The organism is Blastococcus sp. SYSU D00820, from assembly GCF_054050695.1.
Map to the genome: position 1 here is coordinate 34340 of NZ_JBJGZW010000023.1, position 20379 is coordinate 54718.

At 76.2% G+C, this 20379-nt stretch carries 20 protein-coding genes; 8 read left to right on the plus strand and 12 right to left on the minus strand.

Annotation, left to right across the window (positions count from 1 at the left end):
- The first annotated feature begins 21 nt into the window (after positions 1-21).
- Positions 22-633: a GNAT family N-acetyltransferase gene (locus ACI79R_RS19515; protein WP_456575322.1), complete on the plus strand. Its 612-nt coding sequence runs from the start codon at positions 22-24 to the stop codon at positions 631-633.
- Positions 634-666: 33 nt separating this feature from the next.
- On the opposite strand, the gene ACI79R_RS19520 is transcribed toward ACI79R_RS19515, so the two are convergent.
- The 5 genes from ACI79R_RS19520 to ACI79R_RS19540 all read right to left on the minus strand — a co-directional run bounded on the left by ACI79R_RS19520 (position 667) and on the right by ACI79R_RS19540 (position 3694).
- Entirely contained in the window at positions 667-1467 is an 801-nt protein-coding gene (locus ACI79R_RS19520) for a TrmH family RNA methyltransferase (RefSeq protein WP_456575323.1), read from the minus strand.
- Between the two features lie 89 nt (positions 1468-1556).
- Complete coding sequence (rplT, locus tag ACI79R_RS19525; RefSeq protein WP_456575324.1) at positions 1557-1946, minus strand: 50S ribosomal protein L20; 390 nt, start codon at positions 1944-1946, stop codon at positions 1557-1559.
- A 35-nt stretch (positions 1947-1981) separates the two neighbouring features.
- A complete protein-coding gene (rpmI, locus tag ACI79R_RS19530; protein WP_456575325.1) occupies positions 1982-2176 on the minus strand; it encodes a 50S ribosomal protein L35 in 195 nt (64 codons plus the stop codon).
- 108 nt (positions 2177-2284) lie between these two features.
- Positions 2285-2911: a translation initiation factor IF-3 gene (infC, locus tag ACI79R_RS19535; RefSeq protein WP_456575326.1), complete on the minus strand. Its 627-nt coding sequence runs from the start codon at positions 2909-2911 to the stop codon at positions 2285-2287.
- Between the two features lie 279 nt (positions 2912-3190).
- Positions 3191-3694 carry a PH domain-containing protein gene (locus tag ACI79R_RS19540; RefSeq protein ID WP_456575327.1) on the minus strand — a complete coding sequence of 168 codons (504 nt, stop codon included), beginning with the start codon at positions 3692-3694 and terminating at the stop codon, positions 3191-3193.
- Between the two features lie 32 nt (positions 3695-3726).
- Between ACI79R_RS19540 and ACI79R_RS19545 the strand changes: the two genes are divergently transcribed.
- Complete coding sequence (locus ACI79R_RS19545; RefSeq protein WP_456575328.1) at positions 3727-4776, plus strand: MBL fold metallo-hydrolase; 1050 nt, start codon at positions 3727-3729, stop codon at positions 4774-4776.
- A 246-nt stretch (positions 4777-5022) separates the two neighbouring features.
- Positions 5023-6186 (plus strand): uroporphyrinogen-III synthase, encoded by a 1164-nt coding sequence (locus tag ACI79R_RS19550; protein WP_456575329.1) that lies wholly within the window; start codon positions 5023-5025, stop codon positions 6184-6186.
- On the opposite strand, the gene ACI79R_RS19555 is transcribed toward ACI79R_RS19550, so the two are convergent.
- Together ACI79R_RS19555 and ACI79R_RS19560 are read right to left on the minus strand one after the other, a co-directional pair.
- Positions 6164-6736 carry a GNAT family N-acetyltransferase gene (locus tag ACI79R_RS19555; protein WP_456575330.1) on the minus strand — a complete coding sequence of 191 codons (573 nt, stop codon included), beginning with the start codon at positions 6734-6736 and terminating at the stop codon, positions 6164-6166. The two genes, ACI79R_RS19550 and ACI79R_RS19555, sit on opposite strands and share 23 nt — an antisense overlap.
- 31 nt (positions 6737-6767) lie before the next feature.
- The gene (locus ACI79R_RS19560) at positions 6768-8159 is read right to left on the minus strand and encodes a nitrate/nitrite transporter (RefSeq protein ID WP_456575331.1); all 1392 of its coding nucleotides are present in this window, start codon (positions 8157-8159) and stop codon (positions 6768-6770) included.
- Positions 8160-8307: 148 nt separating this feature from the next.
- Between ACI79R_RS19560 and ACI79R_RS19565 the strand changes: the two genes are divergently transcribed.
- Positions 8308-9102 (plus strand): hypothetical protein, encoded by a 795-nt coding sequence (locus tag ACI79R_RS19565; RefSeq protein ID WP_456575332.1) that lies wholly within the window; start codon positions 8308-8310, stop codon positions 9100-9102.
- Here the strand turns inward: ACI79R_RS19565 and ACI79R_RS19570 are convergent.
- Positions 9099-9914, minus strand: a complete 816-nt coding sequence (locus tag ACI79R_RS19570) for an AraC family transcriptional regulator (protein WP_456575333.1) — start codon at positions 9912-9914, stop codon at positions 9099-9101. The genes ACI79R_RS19565 and ACI79R_RS19570 overlap by 4 nt on opposite strands.
- A 66-nt stretch (positions 9915-9980) precedes the next feature.
- Between ACI79R_RS19570 and ACI79R_RS19575 the strand changes: the two genes are divergently transcribed.
- Complete coding sequence (locus ACI79R_RS19575) at positions 9981-10442, plus strand: DUF2000 family protein (protein ID WP_456575334.1); 462 nt, start codon at positions 9981-9983, stop codon at positions 10440-10442.
- Here ACI79R_RS19575 and ACI79R_RS19580 read toward each other — a convergent pair.
- Entirely contained in the window at positions 10417-12054 is a 1638-nt protein-coding gene (locus ACI79R_RS19580) for a methyltransferase domain-containing protein (protein WP_456575335.1), read from the minus strand. The two genes, ACI79R_RS19575 and ACI79R_RS19580, sit on opposite strands and share 26 nt — an antisense overlap.
- Before the next feature lie 66 nt (positions 12055-12120).
- Here ACI79R_RS19580 and ACI79R_RS19585 point away from each other — a divergent pair, with 66 nt between their 5' ends.
- The 3 genes from ACI79R_RS19585 to ACI79R_RS19595 all read left to right on the plus strand — a co-directional run bounded on the left by ACI79R_RS19585 (position 12121) and on the right by ACI79R_RS19595 (position 14776).
- On the plus strand, positions 12121-12723 hold the full coding sequence (locus ACI79R_RS19585; protein ID WP_456575336.1) for a helix-turn-helix domain-containing protein: 603 nt from the start codon (positions 12121-12123) through the stop codon (positions 12721-12723).
- An 80-nt stretch (positions 12724-12803) separates the two neighbouring features.
- A complete protein-coding gene (locus ACI79R_RS19590) occupies positions 12804-13322 on the plus strand; it encodes a SigE family RNA polymerase sigma factor (RefSeq protein WP_456575337.1) in 519 nt (172 codons plus the stop codon).
- On the plus strand, positions 13319-14776 hold the full coding sequence (locus tag ACI79R_RS19595; protein WP_456575338.1) for a hypothetical protein: 1458 nt from the start codon (positions 13319-13321) through the stop codon (positions 14774-14776). Before ACI79R_RS19590 ends, ACI79R_RS19595 begins: the two co-directional genes overlap by 4 nt.
- 102 nt (positions 14777-14878) lie before the next feature.
- On the opposite strand, the gene ACI79R_RS19600 is transcribed toward ACI79R_RS19595, so the two are convergent.
- From ACI79R_RS19600 to ACI79R_RS19610, 3 genes are read right to left on the minus strand one after another with little or no spacing between them, the layout of a single operon-like run.
- Positions 14879-15229: a Rieske (2Fe-2S) protein gene (locus ACI79R_RS19600; protein ID WP_456575339.1), complete on the minus strand. Its 351-nt coding sequence runs from the start codon at positions 15227-15229 to the stop codon at positions 14879-14881.
- Positions 15226-17772, minus strand: a complete 2547-nt coding sequence (nirB, locus tag ACI79R_RS19605; protein WP_456575340.1) for a nitrite reductase large subunit NirB — start codon at positions 17770-17772, stop codon at positions 15226-15228. Before nirB ends, ACI79R_RS19600 begins: the two co-directional genes overlap by 4 nt.
- Positions 17772-20360: a molybdopterin oxidoreductase family protein gene (locus ACI79R_RS19610; protein WP_456575341.1), complete on the minus strand. Its 2589-nt coding sequence runs from the start codon at positions 20358-20360 to the stop codon at positions 17772-17774. Before ACI79R_RS19610 ends, nirB begins: the two co-directional genes overlap by 1 nt.
- Positions 20361-20379 lie beyond the last annotated feature (19 nt).

The following is a 20379-nucleotide window of genomic DNA, read 5'->3' on the forward strand; positions in this document are numbered from 1 at the left end:
TCGCACCCGACCGGAGGAACGATGACGCTGCACCTGCGCCCCGCCACGGCCGACGACCTGCCGGCCGCGGCCGGGGTCCTCGCCGACGCCTTCACCGACTACCCCTGGACCCGCTGGACGGTCGCCGCCGACGACCACGACCGTCGGCTGGACGCGCTGCAGCGTCTGTACCTCACCGCCGTCGCCCTGCCCTACGGGCGGATCGACCTCGGCCACACCGCCCTTGGCATGACCACGGTCGCCGTCTGGCTGCTCAGCACCGCCGTCCCGGACCACGTCTGGCACGACATCGGGCCGACGGCCGCCGACCTGGCCGGCGACCGTGCGGCTGCCGCGGCCGCCGCCGAGGCGGCACTCGCCCCGTACCGGCCCGGCAGCGAGCACCTCCTGCTGGCCGGCGTCGGCGTCGAACGGCGTCACCAGGGCCTGGGCCTGGGGGCCGCCACCCTCGCACCGGGACTGGCCCGCGCCGATCGACACGGTCTGGCGGTGCACCTGGAGACCAGCGCACCGCGCAACGTGGGCTTCTACCAGCGCCTCGGGTTCGCGGTGGCCGCGGTCGTCGACCTGCCCGGCGGCGGGCCCCGCACCTGGCTGATGCGCCGAGCGCCGCGCCCGGCCGGCCCGGTCTGAGTGGAGTGGGAGGGCGCGGAAAATGCGCCCCTCTCACTCCGCCTGGGCGAGCTGGGTGCTGTAGAGGCAGATCGCCGCGGCCGCGGCGAGGTTGAGGCTCTCCGCCCGGCCGCGCATCGGGATCCGGACCCGTGCGTCGGCCAGCGCCGCCAGCTCGGCCGGCACACCGCGGGCCTCGTTGCCGAACAGCCACAGCACCGGGCCGGACAGCCGGCCCTCCGCGACGAGGTCCGGCAGCGCCGCCTCGCCGCCGCCGTCGGCGGCCAGCACCGTCGCGCCGGCGGCGCGGGCGGCGGGCAGGAACTCCGCCAGCGGCGCCCCGCGGACGACGTCGACGTGGAACAGGCTGCCGGCGCTCGACCGCACCGCCTTGCCCCCGTAGGGGTCGGCCGAGCCGGACCCGAACACCACGGCCCCGGCGCCGCAGGCGTCCGCGGTGCGCAGCACGGTGCCGGCGTTCCCGGGGTCGGCGAGCTCGGCGAGCGCGACGGCCAGCCGCGGGGGTGCTGCGAGCACCTGCTCGGCGGGCACGTCGCGGAGGGCGCAGACGGCGACCAGCCCCTGGGGCGTCACGGTCTCCGACAGCCCCGCGGCGGCCTTCTCCGTCATCAGCCGCACCGGCACACCGGCGCCGCCGAGCAGGTCGGCGTGCGCCCGGGCGGCGGCCTCGGTGGCGAGGACCTCGCGGACGCCGCCCGGATCGGCCAGCGCCTCGGCGACGGCCTGCCGGCCCTCGGCCAGGAAGAGCCCGGCGGCGTCCCGCCCGGCCCGCCGGGTGAGCTTGCGCGCCGCGGCCACCCGGCCCGAGCGCTCGGTCAGCAGCTCGTCGGCCATGCCCTCTCCTCCCCCGTGCAGACGACGACGCCGCCGGTGCCGGTCCGTGCGGACCGGTCACCGACGGCGTCAGGTGTGGCGCTGCGTGCTTACGCGGCCTGGGCGCCGGTCGCCTCGGGGTTCGCGGCGAGCGCGGCCCGGGCGGACTCCACCAGCGCGGTGAAGGCAGCCGGCTCGTTGACCGCGAGCTCGGCGAGCACGCGGCGGTCGAGCTCGATGCCGGCGAGCTTGAGGCCCTGCATGAACCGGTTGTAGGTCATGTCGTTGAGCCGGGCCGCGGCGTTGATGCGGGTGATCCACAGCTTGCGGAAGTCACCCTTGCGCGCCTTGCGGTCGCGGTAGTTGTAGGTCGCGGAGTGGAGGATCTGCTCCTTGGCCTTGCGGTACAGCCGGGACCGCTGGCCGCGGTAGCCGCTGGCGGCCTCCAGGGTCGTCCGGCGCTTCTTCTGGGCGTTGACCGCCCGCTTCACGCGTGCCACGTGAGAGCTCCTGTCTTGTCGTTACGGGAGGGCGGTCAGATGCCCAGCAGCTTCTTGAGGTTCTTCGCGTCGGCCGGCGAGATGACCTGGTCGGCGTCGAGGCGGCGCTTGCGCTGGCCCGACTTGTGCTCGAACTTGTGCTGGTTGTTGGCCTGCTCGCGCATGAGCTTGCCGCTGCCGGTGACGCGCACCCGCTTGGCGGTGCCCTTGTGGGTCTTCTGCTTCGGCATGTTCCTCGGTCCTGTCCTGGTGTTGTCGGCGCGCGCCAGCCACGGCCGACGCGACGGCGCCGGCCGTCTCGGTGGTGCCGCCCTCCTGCGGGGCAGGAGGGCCGGTCGTCAGGCGCTGGGCGCCTGCTCCTCGCTCTGCTCGCCCTTCGCCGCCCGGCGCCCGCCCTGATGGGCCTGCGCCTGCTGGTTCCGGTGCGGGGCGATCACCATGACCATGTTCCGGCCGTCCTGCTTCGGGTTGGACTCCACGACGCCCAGTTCGGAGACGTCGGCGGCCAGCCGCTGCAGCAGCCGGTAGCCCATCTCCGGCCGGGACTGCTCGCGGCCGCGGAACATCACGGTGATCTTGACCTTGTCGCCGCCCTTGAGGAAGCGCTCGACGTGGCCCTTCTTGGTCTCGTAGTCGTGCGGGTCGATCTTCAGGCGCAGCCGCATCTCCTTGATGACGGTGAGCGCCTGGTTGCGCCGGGCCTCGCGGGCCTTCTGCGCCGACTCGTACTTGAACTTCCCGTAGTCCATGAGCTTGGCGACCGGCGGCCGCGCCATGGGCGCCACCTCGACCAGGTCGAGCTCGGCGTCCTGCGCCAGGCGCAGCGCCTCGCCGATCGGCACGATGCCGACCTGCTCGCCCTCGGGACCGACCAGGCGGACCTCGGGGACGCGGATACGGTCGTTGATACGGGGCTCGGTGATGGCCTCTCCTCTGCTGTCACACGGTGAGGAGCTCGCTCGCACGCCGACCACCGGACACCGGACGACAGAAGGCCCCGTGAGCGCTGCTCACGGGGCCCACTCGCCGGCGGCGCACACGCCCGGGTGGGCGGTGCGCCTCGCGGACCGGCCGGGTGGCCGGTCCTGCGAACCGGGGACCTGGGCGCCTCGACGGCGCCAGGTGGGAGCGGGCTCCTCTTGGTCAGCGGCCCGGGGCGGGGCCGCTGGGTGGTTCACGCGCCTCGTGTAGCGGGGAGGCACGCCCATGCTACAGCCTCGCCCAGGCTCCGGACATTCCCGGGTTCAGTCGCGGTAGAGCAGGGGCGGTTCCGGCGCCGGCGGCGGCTCCGCGGCCCGGGCGGCGGCCAGCAGCGCCCGCAGCCCCTCGACGGCGGCGACGGCCCGCTCCCCGTCGATCGACTGGACGGCGAGGACGGCGATCTCGTCGTCGTTGCCCAGCCGCAGCGTGGCCCACCACGACGACCGCTCGAAGCGGACGGCGCGCACCGCCGACCACGGCAGCTCCCGGCCACCCACCACGTTTCGGATCCGGATGCCCTCGGCGTCGGCGTCGACCCGGGCCCGGCCGAGCGCGACGATGCCGGCAGCCAGGAGCACGCCGATGCCGGCGACGGCGACCTGGTCGGCGGTCCCGAAGCTCACGCCGGTGTCCTGGGAGGGCAGCGACAGCGCCACGAACACGCCCACCACCACGACCACGGCCGCCAGCAGGGCGCAGAGCAGGCGGAGCCGGTGCGGAACGGCGGAGACGGCGGGCGGGCGTCCACTGGCTGACACGCGCTCCATGGTCCCAGGCGGGGGCTGGCAGAGTGCGGGACGTGGAGGTCACGGGCACGGCGCAGCACGAGGCGTGGCAACGCAGGGCGCTGCCACCGGTGGAACGGGTGGCCGAGGGGCTGTGGTCGGTGCCCGTCCCGATCCCGCACAACCCCCTCCGCTACGTCAGCGCCTACGCCTTCGCCCTGGACGGCGGCGGCCTCGGGCTGATCGACACCGGCTGGGACAGCGACGAGGGCTGGGACGCGCTGCGCTCCGGGCTCACCGCGATCGGCGGCGACGTCGGCGACGTCCGCGGGGTGCTGGTCACCCACTTCCACTTCGACCACCTGGGGCTGGCCAACCGCGTGCGGGAGGCCTCCGGCGCCTGGATGGCGATGCACCCGGCCGACGCCCGGCTGGTCGCCGCGTCCGGCGAGGGCGAGGCCGAGGCCTTCGTGGCCCGCCAGATCGAGTTCCTGGTCTCCCTCGGCGCCAGCCGCGAGGAGGCCGAGGGCGACGTCGGCCCCGCCGAGCACATGTCCGCCTTCACCGCGATCCGGCCGCCCGACCGCCACCTCGAGGACGGCGAGACCGCGGACTTCCCCGGCTGGTCGCTGCGCGCGGTCCACACGCCGGGGCACACGCCCGGCCACCTGTGCTTCGCCGAGGAGCGCACCGGGCTGTTCCTCTCCGGCGACCACGTGCTGCCCCGGATCAGCCCCAACATCTCCTCCTCGCCGGTCGGCCTGGCCGATCCGCTGCGCGACTACCTCGCCTCGCTGGAGCGGGTCTCGGGGATGGCCGACGGCGAGGTGCTGCCGGCGCACGAGTGGCGCTTCCGCGGGCTGGCCGAGCGGACCGCCGAGCTGACCGCCCACCACGAGCACCGGCTCGACGAGCTGCTGCGGGCCATCCGCGCGCACCCCGGCAGCACGCCGTGGGACCTCGCCGCGCACCTGTCGTGGTCGCGGCCGTGGGAGCAGTACACCCGCGGCATGCGGATCTTCGCCGTCACCGAGACCGACGCCCACCTGCGGCTGCTGGCCAGCCGCGGGCTGGTCGTCGGCGAGGGGGACGACGTCCACACCTGGACCGCTGCCGTCCGGTGACCGTGCCGGCCGGGGCGCCGGCCGGTGAGTGGACGTCCTGGCCGGCCACCGAGCGCGGCAGTCCGCCGCGGAGGGCACCCGCCGGCGCGCCGACGTCCGGGTGGACGGCGCCCCTGCCGGAGGGCGTGCCGGCCCTGCTGCCGTGATCCCGGCCACCGCCGCCGTCCCGGGACACACGCCCGCAACGGCGGTCCCGGAGGATGGGCACCGTGCGGCCCGACCGGGCCGGCGCAGCGAGGGGGAAGCGTGAGCGAGACCGGGGTCGCGCCGGGCCCGGAGCTGCCGCTGGCCGGCTACACGGTCGCGGTGACCGCCGCCCGCCGCAAGGAGGAGCTGGGCGCCCTGCTGGACCGCCGCGGAGCACGGGTCGTGCACGCGCCGGCGATCCGCATCGTGCCCCTGGCCGACGACGCCGAGCTGGTCGCCGCCACCCGCGCGGTGCTGGCCGCGCCGGTCGACCTGGTGATCGCCACGACCGGTGTCGGGTTCCGCGGCTGGCTGGAGGCCGCCGACGCCTGGGACCTGCCGCTGGTGCAGCACCTGTCCGGCGCCCGGGTGCTCGCCCGGGGCCCGAAGGCGCGGGGCGCGATCCGCGGCGGTGGGCTGGTCGACGCGTGGTCGCCGGAGTCGGAGAGCTCGGCGGAGGTGCTCGAGCACCTGCTGTCGGGCGCCGAGGGGCCGCTGGCCGGCCGGCGGATCGCCGTCCAGTTGCACGGTGACCCGCTGCCCGACCTGGTGTCGGGGTTGCGCACCACGGGCGCGGAGGTGCTGACCGTGCCGGTCTACCGCTGGGTGCCGCCCGAGGACGTCACCCCGGTGCACCGGCTGGTCCGCTCGGTCGTCGCCGGGGGCGTGGACGCCGTCACCTTCACCAGCGCCCCGGCCGCGGCCAGCCTGCTGCAGATCGCCGAGGAGCTGGGCGAGCGCGACCGGCTGGTCGCCGCGATGCGCGGCCGGGTGCTGGCGGTGGCCGTCGGACCGGTCACCGCCGCGCCGCTGGAGGCCGCCGGCATCCCGACCCGGCAGCCCGAGCGGGCCCGGCTGGGAGCGCTGGCCCGCGAGGTCGTCGCCCGGCTGCCGGAGCGGGACCCGGTGCTGTCGGTGGCCGGGGCGACGCTGCAGGTGCGCGGGCACGCCGCCGTCCTCGACGGCCGGGTCGTCGAGCTCGCGCCCGGGCCGATCGCGGTGCTGCGGGCGCTGGCCCGGCGTCCGGGAGCGGTGCTGTCGCGGACCGCGCTGGTCGGCTCGCTGCCCGGCGGCGGCGACGAGCACGCCGTGGAGATGGCGGTGACCCGGCTGCGCGCGGCGCTGGGCCGGCCGCTCGTGGAGACGGTCGTGAAGCGGGGCTACCGGCTGGCCGTGGCGGCGCCGGACCCGCGCGGGGCAGTCAGCGGAGGTCCCGGCGCATGAGCACCCGCGGAAAGCCGGCCAGCACCGAGCCGGTGACGGCGACCTCACTGAACCCGGCCCGCTCGAACAGCGCCCGGGTGCCCACGTAGGCCATGGTCAGTTCGACCTTCCGGCCCTGGTTGTCGACCGGGTAGCCCTCGACGGCCGGGGCGCCGTGCGCGCGGGCGAAGTCGACCGCGCCGGCCAGCAGCGCGTGGGAGATCCCCGCGCCCCGGTGGCCGGGCCGCACCCGGATGCACCAGACCGACCAGACGTCGAGGTCGTCGACGTGCGGGATCTTCCGGTTCCGCGCGAAGGTGGTGTCCGCTCGCGGGTGGACGCCGGCCCAGCCGACCACCTCGCCATCGTCGTAGGCCAGCACGCCGGGTGGGAGGTCCTCGCCCACCAGCTGCCGCACCCGCTCGCCCCGGGCCGGCCCCTGCAGCGCCAGGTGCTCCTTCGAGGGGATGCGGTAGGTCAGGCACCAGCAGGCGTTCGCGTCGGGCCGCTTCGGGCCGAGCATCGTCGCGACGTCGTCGAAGCTGATCGCCGGCCGGATCTCGATGGACATGCGCGCATGGTGGCACCGACCACCGACAGCGCTACACGCCGCGCATCGCCGCCCCGGGCCGCAGGTACACCGCCCAGGTGACGACGAAGCAGACGCCGTAGAAGGCGAGGAACGCCAGGTAGGCGGCCTCGCCGCTGCCGGTGTCGAGGAAGGACTGCCGGAAGGCCAGGTTCACCAGCACGCCGCCGGAGGCGCCGACGGCGCCGGCGATGCCGATCAGCGCGCCCGACCGGCGCAGCGCCTGCCGGTCGGCGACCGCCGGATCGGTGCCTGCGGCCACCGCCCGCCGGGCCTGGATGCGGAAGATCGCCGGGATCATCTTATAGGTCGAGCCGTTGCCGATCCCGCTGAACACGAACAGCAGCACGAAGCCGACGACGAACAGCGGCAGCGAGCCCACCCGCCCGGCGACGAGGACGACGCCGGCCCCCACCGCCATGGCGACGAAGTTCCAGAACGTGATGCGGGCGCCGCCGAACCGGTCGGCCAGCGAGCCGCCGACCGGGCGGACGAGGCTGCCCAGCAGCGGACCGAGCCAGGTCAGCGACGCCGCGGCCAGCGGGGTGGCGAAGGAGTCGGTGAACTGGTTCTGCAGCACCTGGCCGAAGGCGAAGCCGAAGCCGATGAACGAGCCGAACGTGCCGATGTACAGGAACGACATGATCCAGGTGTGCGGCTGGCGCAGCGCCTCGCGCATGGCCCGGGGCTGGTTGCGCGCCGTCGTCAGGTTGTCCATGAGCAGGGCGGCGCCGACCGCGGCCACCACGATCAGCGGGATGTAGACGACCAGGACGATCCGCGGGTGCTGCGCACCGGCCGCGGCCAGCACGAGCAGCCCGACCAGCTGCACCACCGGGACGCCGAGGTTGCCGCCGCCGGCGTTGAGGCCGAGGGCCCAGCCCTTGAGCCGGTCGGGGTAGAAGGCGTTGATGTTGGCCATCGAGCTGGCGAAGTTGCCGCCGCCCACGCCGGCCAGGCAGCTGACCCAGAGCAGCGTCGAGTAGGAGACGCCGGGCTCCAGCACCACCGCCGTGGCGACGGCCGGCACCAGCAGCAGCGCGGCGCTGACGACGGTCCAGTTCCGCCCGCCGAACCGCGCGACGGCGAAGGTGTAGGGCAGCCGGACGACGGCGCCGAGCGCGGTGGGGAGCGTGGTGAGCAGGAACTTGCCGGCCGGGTCGATGCCGTACACCGGCTCGGGCAGGAACAGCACCAGGACCGACCACAGGCTCCAGATCGAGAAGCCCACGTGCTCGGAGAAGACCGAGAAGAACAGGTTGCGCCGCGCGACCCGCCGGCCGGTCGTCTCCCAGAACTGCGGATCCTCCGGGCGCCAGTCGTCGATCCACCGGCCGGGTCGCGGCGGCGGGGGGACGGCGGCGGTCGCGGAGCTCGGCGGCGCGGTGCGCGTGGGGGCGGCCATGCCCGGAGACGGTGACGGGCGGGGGTTCCGCCGCCGTTGCCGCGCGGGGGGACTCGTGTTCCGTTGTGCTCACCGTCGCTGACCCGCTGTGGTGAGGGAGCGGCCGCCGGGCGTGCGGGCCCGGCGCGGTTGCGGGGAAGATCACCGCGTGACTGCGACCGAGGACTCCCCGGCCACCGGCCGTGCCCTGCTCGAGGCCGGTGCGGTGGTCGCCGGGTCGATGAGCCGGGCGGCCGCGTCGGTGGTCTTCGCCGCGGCCGACGGGCCGGCACCGGCGGTACGGCTGACCGAGCGCCTGGCCCGCTGCCTGCGCACCGCCGCCGACGAGGCGGCGGGGCTGCCCGAGGGCCGCGAGCGGGCCCGCGCCGGTGCGGTGCTGGCGTTCGCCGTGGAGCACAGCGCGTCGCTGGCCCGGTCGGGCCGGCGGGTGCGCGACGACGGCTTCTTCACCCCGCGGCTGGCCGGCCGCTCGGCCGCCGACGAGGTCGCCGAGGCCGTCGTCGCCGCCGCCCGGCGCTCGACCGACGAGCGCCGCGTGCGGCACCTGGGCTACCTGCTCGCCGAGGTCGCCGTCTCCCCCGACCTGGACGGTCCGCTGGTCGACCGGGCGCTGCGGCTGGCCGGCGCCCTGAGCTGGCGGCAGCTGGCGCTGCTGGCCGGGGTGGGCCGGCGCGACCGGTCGCCCCTGCCGATGACGCCGCTGGCCGACGACCCCCGCGGCTGGACCGCCTGGGGCGCCCGCGAGGACGTCGCCGAGCTGCAGCGCACCGGCCTGCTCGACCCGCCGCCGGCCCAGCCCCGGCCGGGCGGCGCCGCGCTCCCCCGGCTCCGCCCGGCCGACCTGCGGCTGACCCGCCGCGGGGTGCTGGTGCACCGGGTGCTCGCGCTCGGCTTCGTCCGGGACGACGACGTCGCCGCGGCGCTGGCCGAACTCGACGGCTAGCGGCGGCCGCCGATGCGGGCTCCGCTCCTGGCGTAGGCGCCCGGCGTCGTGGCGAGCATCCGGCGGAAGTGCCGGGTGAGGTGCGCCTGGTCGGCGAACCCCACGGCCGTCGCCACCTGCGCCGCGGGGAGGCCGTCGAGCAGCAGCCGGCGGGCGAGGTCGATCCGGCGGCCGGTCAGGTAGCGGTGCGGCGGGATGCCGTAGCGCCGGGTGAAGGCCCGCACGAGGTGCGTGGGGTGCCGGTCCAGCCGGGCCGCGGCGTCGGCCAGGGGCAGCCCCTCGGCCACGCGGTCGTCGAGCAGTGCGCGCAGTCGGGCCGCGACGGCGTCGTCCCGGACCACAGGGACCGGCCCGTCGTCGGCGTCCAGGTGCCGGCGGAGCCGCTCCACCACCAGCGCCAGCCGGCTCTCGGCCTCCAGCCGGTCGCCCTCCGGCCCGAGAGCGCCGTGCAGCGCCGAGACCCGGCGGCGCAGGACCTCGTCGCCGAACGCCGGCCGGTCGACCGCGGGTCCGATCCGGGACGCCCCCAGCGTGCCCGGCTCCAGGTACAGCACCCGCTTGCGGAAACCGCCGGGGAACTGGGAGCGCCCGTCGTGCGGCACGCCCGGCGGCAGCAGCGTGACCTCGCTGCGGGTGGCTCCGTGCGCGTGCCGGTCGAGGTCGTAGCGGACCGCGCCGGAGTCGACCAGGAGCAGCGTCCAGGTCTCGTGGGTGTGTGCCGGATACGCGTGGTCACCGAAGCGCGCGTGCAGCACCTCCGTCAGCCCCGGGACCCCCGGGTGCCACGCGACGACCTCGGCTCCACCCGCCATGGACCCGACCCTACGAGGGTCAGGAACGTACAAGACCCCGGCGGGAGCGCGGCCGACGCTGCTCCCATGACGACCGTGTCCCTCCAGGACGTCGAGCCGGCCGACGGCGGGCCGCGCCGGCCCTGGACCACCAAGATCGCCGTGGTGCTGCGCGAGGACCTGCTCCCCTGGCAGGAACTCAACGTGACCGCGTTCCTCGCCAGCGCGATCGCCGGTGCGGTGCCCGAGCTGATCGGTGGCCCCTACCGCGACGCCGACGGCACCGGCTACCTGGCGATGTTCCGGCAGCCGGTGCTCGTGCTGTCCGCCGACGTGGAGGTGCTGCAGCGGGCGCGGAGCCGAGCCCTGGACCGCGGCCTCCCCCTAGCCGTGTTCACCACCGACCTCTTCGCCACCGGCGGCGACGACGACAACCGCGCCGCCGTCGCCGCCGTGACCGGCAGCGCCCTGGACCTCGTCGGCATCGCGCTGCACGGGCCGCGCAACGCCGTCGACAAGGTGGTCAAGGGCGCCCGGATGCACCCCTGAGCCGCCGGGCCCGCAGCACCGCGTCGGTCACGTGCGCGGCGGCGTGCTGCTCGTGCTGCCGAGCCGCCCGCGGGCGGGCCTCGGCGACCTGCACCTCCCACTCCGCCGGGTCGAGCAGCGCGGCGAGCTCCGCGGCCGAGGCGAAGTAGTCGGGCCGGGCGTCCTGGCGGAGGCCGCGCGCGAGCTCGCTGGGGTCGTGCGCCACCACCAGCAGCGTGCCGCCCGGCGCCACCGCGGCGGCCAGCCGGCGCAGCACCGTGTCGCGCACCTCGGCCGCGGGGTGCAGGAAGGCGCTGGTGACCAGGTCGAACGCGGCCTCGGGCAGCTCCTCGGCGGTCAGGTCGGCCTGCCGCCACTCGATCCGGTCGGCCAGGCCCCGCTCGGCGGCCGCGCGGGCGGCGCGCTCCAGCGCCACCGCCGACAGGTCCAGCGCGGTGACCCGCCAGCCCTGCTCGGCCAGCCAGATCGCGTCGCCGCCCTCGCCGGCGCCGGCGTCCAGCGCGCGGCCGGCGGGCAGGCCGGTGACCTCCTCGACCAGCGCGTCGTTGGGCCGGCCGCTCCACAGACCGGGGGCCGAGCGGTAGCGCTCCTCCCACCACGCCCGGTCGTGCACGACGTCGTCCGCCCCGTGCTGGTGCCCGTGCCCGTGCCCGCCGGACCGGCGGGCCTCGACCGCCCGCCGCGTCTCCTCGGCGACCAGGTCGGCGTTGATGGCCGCGCCGGCCATGAGGCCCTGCCCCGCGGCCACGACCACCTGCGCGGCGAGGTCGGTGACGTTGCCGGCCACCCACACCCCGGGCACGTCGGTGGCCCCCATCGGCCCGGCGGGCACCCGCGACCCGATCACGGCCCCGAGCATCTCCATGTCCTCGGCGACCAGGCCGAGGGAGGCCAGCACCTCCGACCGGGCCTCCATCCGCGGCGGCGCGACCAGCGCCTGGCGGGCGACGACCGTGCCGTCGGCCAGGCAGACGCCGGTCAGCCGGTCGTCGCGCACCTCCAGGCCGGTGACCTCCCCGGGCACCAGGACGACGTCGCGCGCGGCCAGCTGCTCGGTCTGCTCGGCGGACAGCTCCACGGCCGCCGGCACGAACAGGACGACGTCGGCGCTCCACTGCCGCCACAGCAGCGCCTGGTGCACCGCCGGCCCGGGCGCGGTGGCCAGGATGCCGATCGCGCGGCCGCGCACCTCGTGCCCGTGGCAGTACGGGCAGTGCAGCACGTCGCGGCCCCAGCGGTCGGCCAGGCCGGGCACGTCGGGCAGCCGGTCGACCAGGCCGGTGGTCACCAGCAGCCGGCGGGCGTGCACCGCCCGGCCGCCGTCCAGCGCGACGGCGAAGCCGCGGCCGTCGGCGCGGGTGGCCGAGAGGACCCGGCCCTCCAGCACCGTGCCGCCGTAGCCGGTGACCTCCGCCCGCCCGATGCCGTAGAGCTCGGCCGGCGGGGTGCCCTCCCGGCCGAGGTAGTTGTGCACGTGCCCGGCCGGGGCGTTGCGGGGCTCGCCCGCGTCCACCACCAGCACCGAGCGGCCCGCCCGCGCGAGGGTCAGCGCCCCGCTGAGCCCGGCGGCACCGCCGCCGACCACCACCACGTCGTACTCGTCGATCGCCATGCCGGAACTGTCCGCCGCCGGGCCCTCGCTTGACAAACTTCTTTGCTGGAACGGCAAACTGGGCGCATGCCCGACGACCTCGACCCCGTGCTCACCGGCATCGGCCCGCGGCTGCGCGCCCTCCGCCAGCAGCGCGGCACCACCCTGGCCGAGCTGTCCGCCGTCACCGGCATCTCGGTCAGCACGCTGTCGCGGCTGGAGTCCGGCGACCGCCGCCCGACGCTGGAGCTGCTGCTCCCGCTGGCGCGGGAGCACCAGGTGCCGCTCGACGAGCTGGTCGACGCGCCGCCGACCGGCGATCCGCGGGTGCACCTGCGGCCGCGACCCTCGCACTCGGGCATCACCGTCGTCCCGCTGACCCGGCGGCCCGGCGGCATCCAGTCGTTCAAGATGGTCTACCCGCCGCGCTCCCCCGCCTTCGACGGCGAGCTCAAGGTGCACGAGGGCTACGACTGGATCTACGTGCTCGCCGGGCGGCTGCGCGTGGTGCTCGGGGCGCACGACGTCGTCCTGGGCCCGGGGGAGGTCGCCGAGTTCGACACCCGCACGCCGCACTGGATCGGCAACCCCTTCGACGAGCCGGCCGAGGTGCTCGGCCTGTTCGGGCCGCAGGGCGAGCGCATGCACGTGCGGGCCCGGCCGGCGGCGCGGGGTCAGGACGCATCGTGATCGGTCCGTGACCTGAGCGTGTGGGGCTCCCGGCGGGGTCGCCGCGTCTAGAGGGCAGGAACCGTCGAGGGGGGTCGTGCGTGCGGGACGAGGACAGCCGGGCCTTCGCGGACTTCGTGTCGCGGGAGCAGGCCGGCCTGCTGCGTCTCGCCGTCCTCCTGGCGGGTGACCGCGGACATGCGGAGGACCTCGTGCAGACGGCGTTGCTGAAGACCTACCGGCACTGGTCGCGGGTCGCTGCCGCGGACGCGCCGGCCGCCTACGTGCGCCGGGTGCTGGTGACCACCCACACCAGCTGGCGGCGCCGGCTGTCGAGCGGCGAGCAGGTGGTGGAGTCGCTGCCCGACCGGGCCGATCCGTCCGCCGGCGGCGGCGAGGTGGACGAGGAGCTGCGCACGGCGCTGCGCGCCCTGCCGCCGCGGATGCGCGCGGCGGTGGTGCTGCGCTACTTCGCCGACCTGTCCGAGGCACAGACCGCCGAGGCCATGGGCTGCTCGGCCAGCGCGGTGAGCACCCAGACCACCCGCGGCCTGGCGAGGCTGCGGGTGCTGCTGGCCGGCCGGGAGGCCACCACGACCGCTCCGGAGGGACGACGGTGATCGACGAGACCGACCTGCGCCGGCGGCTGTCCCGGCTGGCCGAGGGGACCGCTCCCCCGCCCCGGGGCGGGCTGGCCGGGACGGTGGCCGCCCGCGCCCGGGTGCAGCGGCGGCAGCGGATCGGGCTGGCCACGGTGGTGGCGGCCGTCGCCGCCGTGGTCGTGGCCGTGCCCGCCGTCCTCTCCGGCGGCTCGTCGCCGAACCGGCCGGCGGCGCCGGCGCCCGCGGCGCCGACCGCCGACGTGCTCGCCGGGCCGACCCGCGGATCGCTGGCCGGAGACGCGGAGTTCGTCGAGGGCGTCCGGCAGCTGTCCTGGGCGCAGCCGGGCATGCCCGGCGACCTCCCCGATCCGGACGTGTCCGCCCGGCGGGTGGTCTGGGCCGGGGACGTCGCCGGAGGCCGCTGGGCCCTGGTCGCCGGACCGAACACCGCCCGGCCCACGGGGGCGGCGGCCGAACCGGAACGCCAGACCGACCTGGGTGCGCTCAGCGACGTGGCCGCGATCTGGTTCGTCGGCCCGCCCGGCGCCCGGCCGGACCAGATGGTGGCGGGCAGCGTGCCGCGCGGGGTGGACGTGCAGCGGCCGCTGGCCCGTGCCGACCCCTCCACCGGCGCGCTGGTCGTCCTCACCGCCCCGGGGGACGCCGTCCAGGTGTCCCTCCGGCCGGAGGTCGCGGCCGACGCGCGGGTGAGCCGCGCCTGGGAGGCCGTCGCCGCGCCGGAGGGTGTGGCCGTCCTGACCCTGCCGGTGGCACCGGCCGAGTCGTCGCTGTCCGCGGTGGCCTACCGGGTGACGCGGGACGGCGCCGAGGTGAGCACGTCCGGCGTCGAGACCGGCACCCTCCTGGCCCCGACCGAGGAGACGTCGGGCGTGGCCGTCGACTGGCTGCGCGGCGCCCCGACGTCTCCGGAAGAGGTGGGCGCGGTCGACACGCAGGCGCGCCTCATGCTGTCCACGCTCGGCCTGACCCGGCAGCAGGTGCGCTTCTCCGTGGTCTGGTCCGGCGAGGTGCCCGCCCCGGCCGGGCCGGCGCGCGTCGTCCTGCTCGCCGCGACCCTGCCCTCGGGCGCCGTCTACGCCGAGGCCTCCCTCCGGTCGGGCGTGCCCGGCGGCGGCAGCGCCGGCACCGTGTGCGGCACCCAGCTCCGGCCGGCCGGCCCGCCGCTGGCCGAGCAGACGTTCGTGCTCGCCTGCGACGGCATCGACTTCACGGAGGACTCGGAGGTGGTGCCCAGCCTGGTCGTGATCGGCCCGCCGGCCGCCGCCTCGGCGCAGCTGGTCGACGGCACGGGCGCCGTGCTGGCCGAGGAACCGCTCCGCGACGGTGCGCTGGTCGTCGACCGGCCCGAGGCCCTCGCCACGGTGACCACCGTGGCGGCCGACGGGACCCCGCTGGAGTACCAGAAGCCGATGGGCTACGTCCTCTGGGGCGAGGTGGGGCTCGATGACTGAGGGCCCGCATTCCGAGCCGGCGTCGGTGGTCGCCGCCCGCCAGCTCGCCGAGGAGGCCCGCTCGCGCGCCACGGCCCCGCGCGCCGCGCGGCCGCGGGGCCGTCACACCTCGACGACCACCACGCCGTCCACCTCGCGCACCGGGTGGATCCGGACGGCGGGCGAGCCGCTGGCCGCCGCGCCGTCGACCCACCGGTAGGCGTACAGGTGCAGGGGGCAGACCAGCACGTCGGCGTCGGTCTGGCCGTCGGCCAGCGGCCCGCCGGCGTGCGGGCAGGACGCCTGGGTGGCGTGCAGCGAGCCGTCGCGCAGCCGGAACACCGCCACCTGGGTGCCGCCGGCGACGTAGGCCCGGCCCTCGCCCGGAGGGATGTCCTCGGCGCGCGCGACCGCGTGCGCCCGGACCTGCTGCCGCCCGGGCTCGCGCTCTGCCAGGACCTGCGGCGCGCTCATCGGACCGGCACCTTCGGCAGGTCGACCAGCGGCAGGGCGGGGCGGAACTGGCCGGGCGTGGCCGGCCGGCCGCCGTCCTGCTGCCACGGGTCGGTGTAGGCGTCGATGGAGCGCTGCAGGGCGGCGTCCAGGTCGGCGACGATGCCCTCGCTGTCCTCGAGCAGCACCGACCGGATCCGCTCCAGCCCGACCCGGGGCACGAAGTCGTAGGTGCGCTCCAGCCAGTTGGCGTTCTCGCGGTAGTACTGCAGGAACCGCCCGGCGAGGGTCAGCACCTCGTCACGGGAGTCGACGGTGGCCAGCAGGTCGCCCTTGCGCACGGTGGCCCCGGCGGCGCCGCCGACGTGGACCTCCCACCGGCCGTTGCCGACGGCGACGACGCCGACGTCCTTGACGTAGGCCTCGGCGCAGTTGCGCGGGCAGCCGACGACGGCGAGCTTCATCTTCGCCGGCCCCTCGATGCCCTGGAACCGGGTCTCGAGGTCGATGCCGAGCTGGGTGGAGTCGTCCAGGCCGAACCGGCAGAAGTCGCTGCCCACGCAGGTCTTCACCGTGCGGAAGCTCTTGCCGTAGGCGTAGCCGCTGGGCATGCCGAGGTCGACCCACATGGCCGGGAGGTCCTCCTTGCGGACGCCGAGCAGGTCGATCCGCTGGCCGCCGGTCACCTTGACCATCGGCACCTCGTACTTCTCGGCCACGTCGGCGATCCGGCGCAGCTGGGCGGGTGTGGTGACCCCGCCCTTCATCTGCGGCACGACCGAGAAGGTGCCGTCGCGCTGGATGTTGGCGTGCACGCGGTCGTTGATGAACTCGGCGTCCTTCTCGCGCACGTACTCGCGGCCCCAGATCATCTTGAGCAGGGAGGCCAGGCCCATCTTCGACCTGGCGTCCTCCGTGCCGCCGGGCGCCAGGGCGGCGAAGACGGCGCTGACGCTGCGCAGCTCCTGCGCGCGGATGGCGGCGGTGAGCTCGGGCTTGGCCATCGGGATGCCCGGCACGTACCAGGAGGCGGAGGCGTCCTCGGTCACCTCCCCGTCGGCGGCCCACTCGACGACCTGCTTCACCAGCGCCTTGCACGAGCCGCAGCCCTTGCCGGCGCGGGTGCGGTCCATGACCGCCCCGACGGTGCCGCAGCCGTCGGCCACCGCGCCGCAGATGTCGCCCTTGGACACGCCGTTGCAGTTGCACACCTGGGAGTCGGCGGGCATCTCGGCGACGCCCACCTCCGCGGCGCCGTCGGAGAGGTCGACCAGCAGCCGGATCCGCTCCTCGGGCAGCGGGCTGCCGCGGTCGAAGGCCTGGGTCAGGTAGGCCACCTTGCGGGTGTCGCCGAGCAGCGTGGCGCCCACCAGGACGTCGTCCCGGATGACGACGGACAGGTGCACGCCCCGCCGGGGCTCGGAGATGACGAGGAACTCGTCGTCGTCCCGCTCGGGGGTGCTCACGCCCATGGTGGCGACGTCGACGCCGGCGACCTTGAGCTTGGTCGCCGTCCGGCTGCCGGTGTAGGCGGCGTCGGGGTCGGTGCCGGTGAGGACGTCGGCGAGCACCTTCGCGTGCTCCCACGCGGGGGCGACCAGGCCGTAGACCGAGCCGCGGTGCTGCGCGCACTCGCCGATGGCGTAGACGTCGGGGTCGTCGGTGCGCAGCTGGTCGTCGACGACGACCGCGCGCTCGACCTCCAGCCCGGAGCGGACGGCGACGTCGGTGTGCGGGCGGACGCCGGCGGCGACGACGAGCAGGTCGCAGTCGAGCCGCCGGCCGTCGGCGAGGACCACGCCGCGCACCCGGTCGGGGCCCACCACCTCGGTGGCGAGGACGTCGAGGTGCACGGTGATGCCGAGGGACTCCACGCTGCGCTTGAGGATCGCGCCGGCCTCGGCGTCGAGCTGGGCGTTCATCAGCCACGGCGCGGCGTGCACCAGCTCGACCTGCAGGCCGTGGCCCTGCAGCGCCCGGGCGGCCTCCAGGCCGAGCAGCCCGCCGCCCATGACGACGGCGCGCGCACAGCTGCCGACGGCGGCGAGCATGGCGCGGGTCTCGTCGATGGTGCGGAAGCCGTGCACGCCGGGCAGCAGGCCGCCGTCGTCGTCCCGGACGCCGGTCATCGGCGGGATGAAGGAGTAGCTGCCGGTGGCCAGCACGAGGTGGTCGTAGGGGGCGACGCTGCCGTCGCCGGCGTACACGAGCTTGGCCGCGGTGTCGATGCGCTCCACGCGCACGCCGGCGCGCAGCGTGACGCCGTTGTCGGCGTACCAGTCGTGGCTGTTGAGGACGATCTCGTCCTCGCCGGTCTCCCCGGCCAGCACCGGGCTGAGCATGATCCGGTTGTAGTTGCCGTGCGGCTCGTCGCCGAAGACGGTGATCCGGAACTGGTCGCCCCCGCCGCGCTCGAGCACCTCCTCCACGAACCGGGCGCCGGCCATGCCGTTGCCGACGACCACGAGCCGGGCACGGGCGTCGAACCCGTCGTCCCCGAGGCTCAGCACGGTGAGGCCCTCCGGGCGGCCACCGAGGATCCCGCTCGCCGTGCGCCGGGCCATCAGACCTCCACCAGGCCCAGGTCGACGACGATCTCGCCGGTGACGCCCTCGGGCGCGGCGACGTGCAGCTCGACCACGCATCCGCCGGGGAGGTCCTCGACCACCCGGAGCGGCACGTGGGTGTCGCCCCGGGCGCCGATCGGGAACCAGCGCATCGGCTCGCCGTCGCGCAGCAGCAGCACGTAGACCAGCTCGCCGGTGGCGTTGCCGCCGCGGAAGTACAGCGCCTGGGCCGACTGACCCGACGGGACGGTGTACCGCAGCGCCGGGTCGACCGGGCCGGGCTTGGCCAGGCCCTCGCCGGTGATCGGGTAGACGCCCTGCAGGAAGCGGGGGGTGCTCTTCATGCCTGTGCTCCTCCTCCGGGTGGGCACCCGGGGCTCGGGGGTGGCGGTCGGGCGGTGCGGCCGGGGCCGTGGCTGGCCGGCGGCCGGCGGCGGATCGATGCGCTCGGCCGGCCCGCCGACGCGGGTGACGGCGACGGCGCAGACCTTGAAGGCCGGCATCCGGCTGGTGGGGTCGAGGGCGTCGGCGTCGGTGAGCGCGTTGGCGCTGGAGCCGCCGCCCCAGTGGAAGGGTGCGAACACGACGTCGGGGCGGATGTCGTCGGTGACCCGCGCGCTGAAGCGCGCCCGGCCGCGGCGGGTGGCGAGCTCGACGACGTCGTCCGCGGCGATGCCGAGCCGGCGGGCGAGGTCGGGGTGCAGCTCGGCCCGCGGCACGGGCGCCACCAGCTGGAGGCTGCGCGAGCGGCGGGTCTGGGTGCCCGACTGGTACTGGGCGAGCACCCGGCCGGTGGTGAGCACGTAGGGGTACTCGTCGTCGGGGCGCTCGTGCGCCTCGACGTGCTCGACGCGGACGAAGCGGGCGCGACCGTCGGGGGTGGCGAACCGCTCGGTGAACAGCCGCGGGGTACCGGGGTGCCCGGGCGACGGACACGGCCAGAACACGCCCTGCTCGTCGTCGATGCGCCGGTAGCTGATGCCGGAGTAGTCCGCCGCTCCCCCGGCGCTGGCGCGGCGCAGCTCGTCGAAGACCGCCTCGGGGTCGGCGCTGAACCGGTCGCCGGCACCCAGCCGGCCGGCGAGCTCGGCGAGCAGCTGCAGGTCGTCGCGGACGCCGTCCGGTGGGTCGAGGGCGCGCCGGCGGCGGATCACCCGCCCCTCGAGGTTGGTCATGGTGCCGTCCTCCTCCGCCCACATGGCGCTGGGCAGGACGACGTCGGCCAGCTCGGCGGTCTCGGAGAGGAAGAAGTCGCCGACCGCGAGGAAGTCCAGGTCACGCAGCCGGCTGATCACCCGGCGGGCGTCGGGCGCGGAGACCGCGACGTTGGAGGCGAGGACGAGGAGGGTGCGCACGCCCCCGTCGGTGCCGAGGGCGTCGAGCAGCTCGAACGCCGACCTCCCGGGGCGCGGCAGGTCGTCGGGGTCGACGCCCCAGACGGCGGCGACGTGCGCGCGGGCTGCGGGGTCGGCGAGGCTGCGGTAGCCGGGCAGCTGGTCGGCCTTCTGCCCGTGCTCCCGGCCGCCCTGGCCGTTGCCCTGGCCGGTGACGGTGCCCCAGCCGCTGCCGGGCCGGCCGGGGAGTCCGAGGGCGAGCGCGAGGTTGATCCACGCCTGCGCGGTGTCGGTGCCGCTGCGGTGCTGCTCGGCCCCGCGCGCCGTGAGCACGATGGCCCGCTCGGCCTGCGCCAGGGCGGAGACGGTCCGGCGCTGCTGCTCGACCGGGACGCCGGTGAGCCGCTCGACGCGGTCGGGCCAGTAGGCGGCCACCCCGGCGCGGACGGCGTCGAAGCCGGTGGTGCGCGCCGCGACGTAGGCCTCGTCGACCAGGCCCTCGGCGAGCGCGATGTGCAGCAGGCCGTTGGCCAGGGCGAGGTCGGTGCCGGGCAGCGGCTGCAGGTGCAGCGTGGCGTTCCGGGCGGTCCCCGTCCGGCGGGGGTCGACGACCACGTGCTGGGCGCCGCGCCGGCGACCGGCATCGAGGTACTGCATGGCCGGCGGCATGGTGTCGGCCGGGTTGCTGCCGACCAGCACCACGACGTCGGCCCCGGCGAGGTCGGCGAGCGGGAAGGGCATGCCGCGGTCCAGGCCGAAGGCGCGGTTGGCCGCGCCCGCGGCCGAGGACATGCAGAACCGGCCGTTGTAGTCGATGGCGCTGGTGCGCAGGGCCACCCGCGCGAACTTGCCGAACTGGTAGGCCTGCTCGTTGGTGAGGCCGCCCCCGCCGAAGCAGCCGACGGCATCGCGGCCGTGGGCGGCCTGGGTCCGCCGGATCGCCGTGACGACCCGGTCGAGCGCGTCGTCCCACGTGCTCTCGACCAGCGGGCTGGTGCGGTCGCCGGGCACGGCGCGGACCAGGGGGCGCAGCAGCCGCTCGGGGTGGTCGAGCAGCTCCGTCGACGACCAGCCCTTGGAGCACAGCCCGCCGCGGTTGGTCGGGAAGTCGGCCGGGACGAGGGTGGCCGGCCGGTCGCCGGCGGTGACCTCCATGCCGCACTGCAGCGAGCAGTAGGGGCAGTGCGTGGCCGTCGTCCGCACGCCGGCGGGCCGCCGCGTGGCGGCCTCGGAGCGGGCGGTCGGGGTCACGCACCGAGAGTCGGGGGCG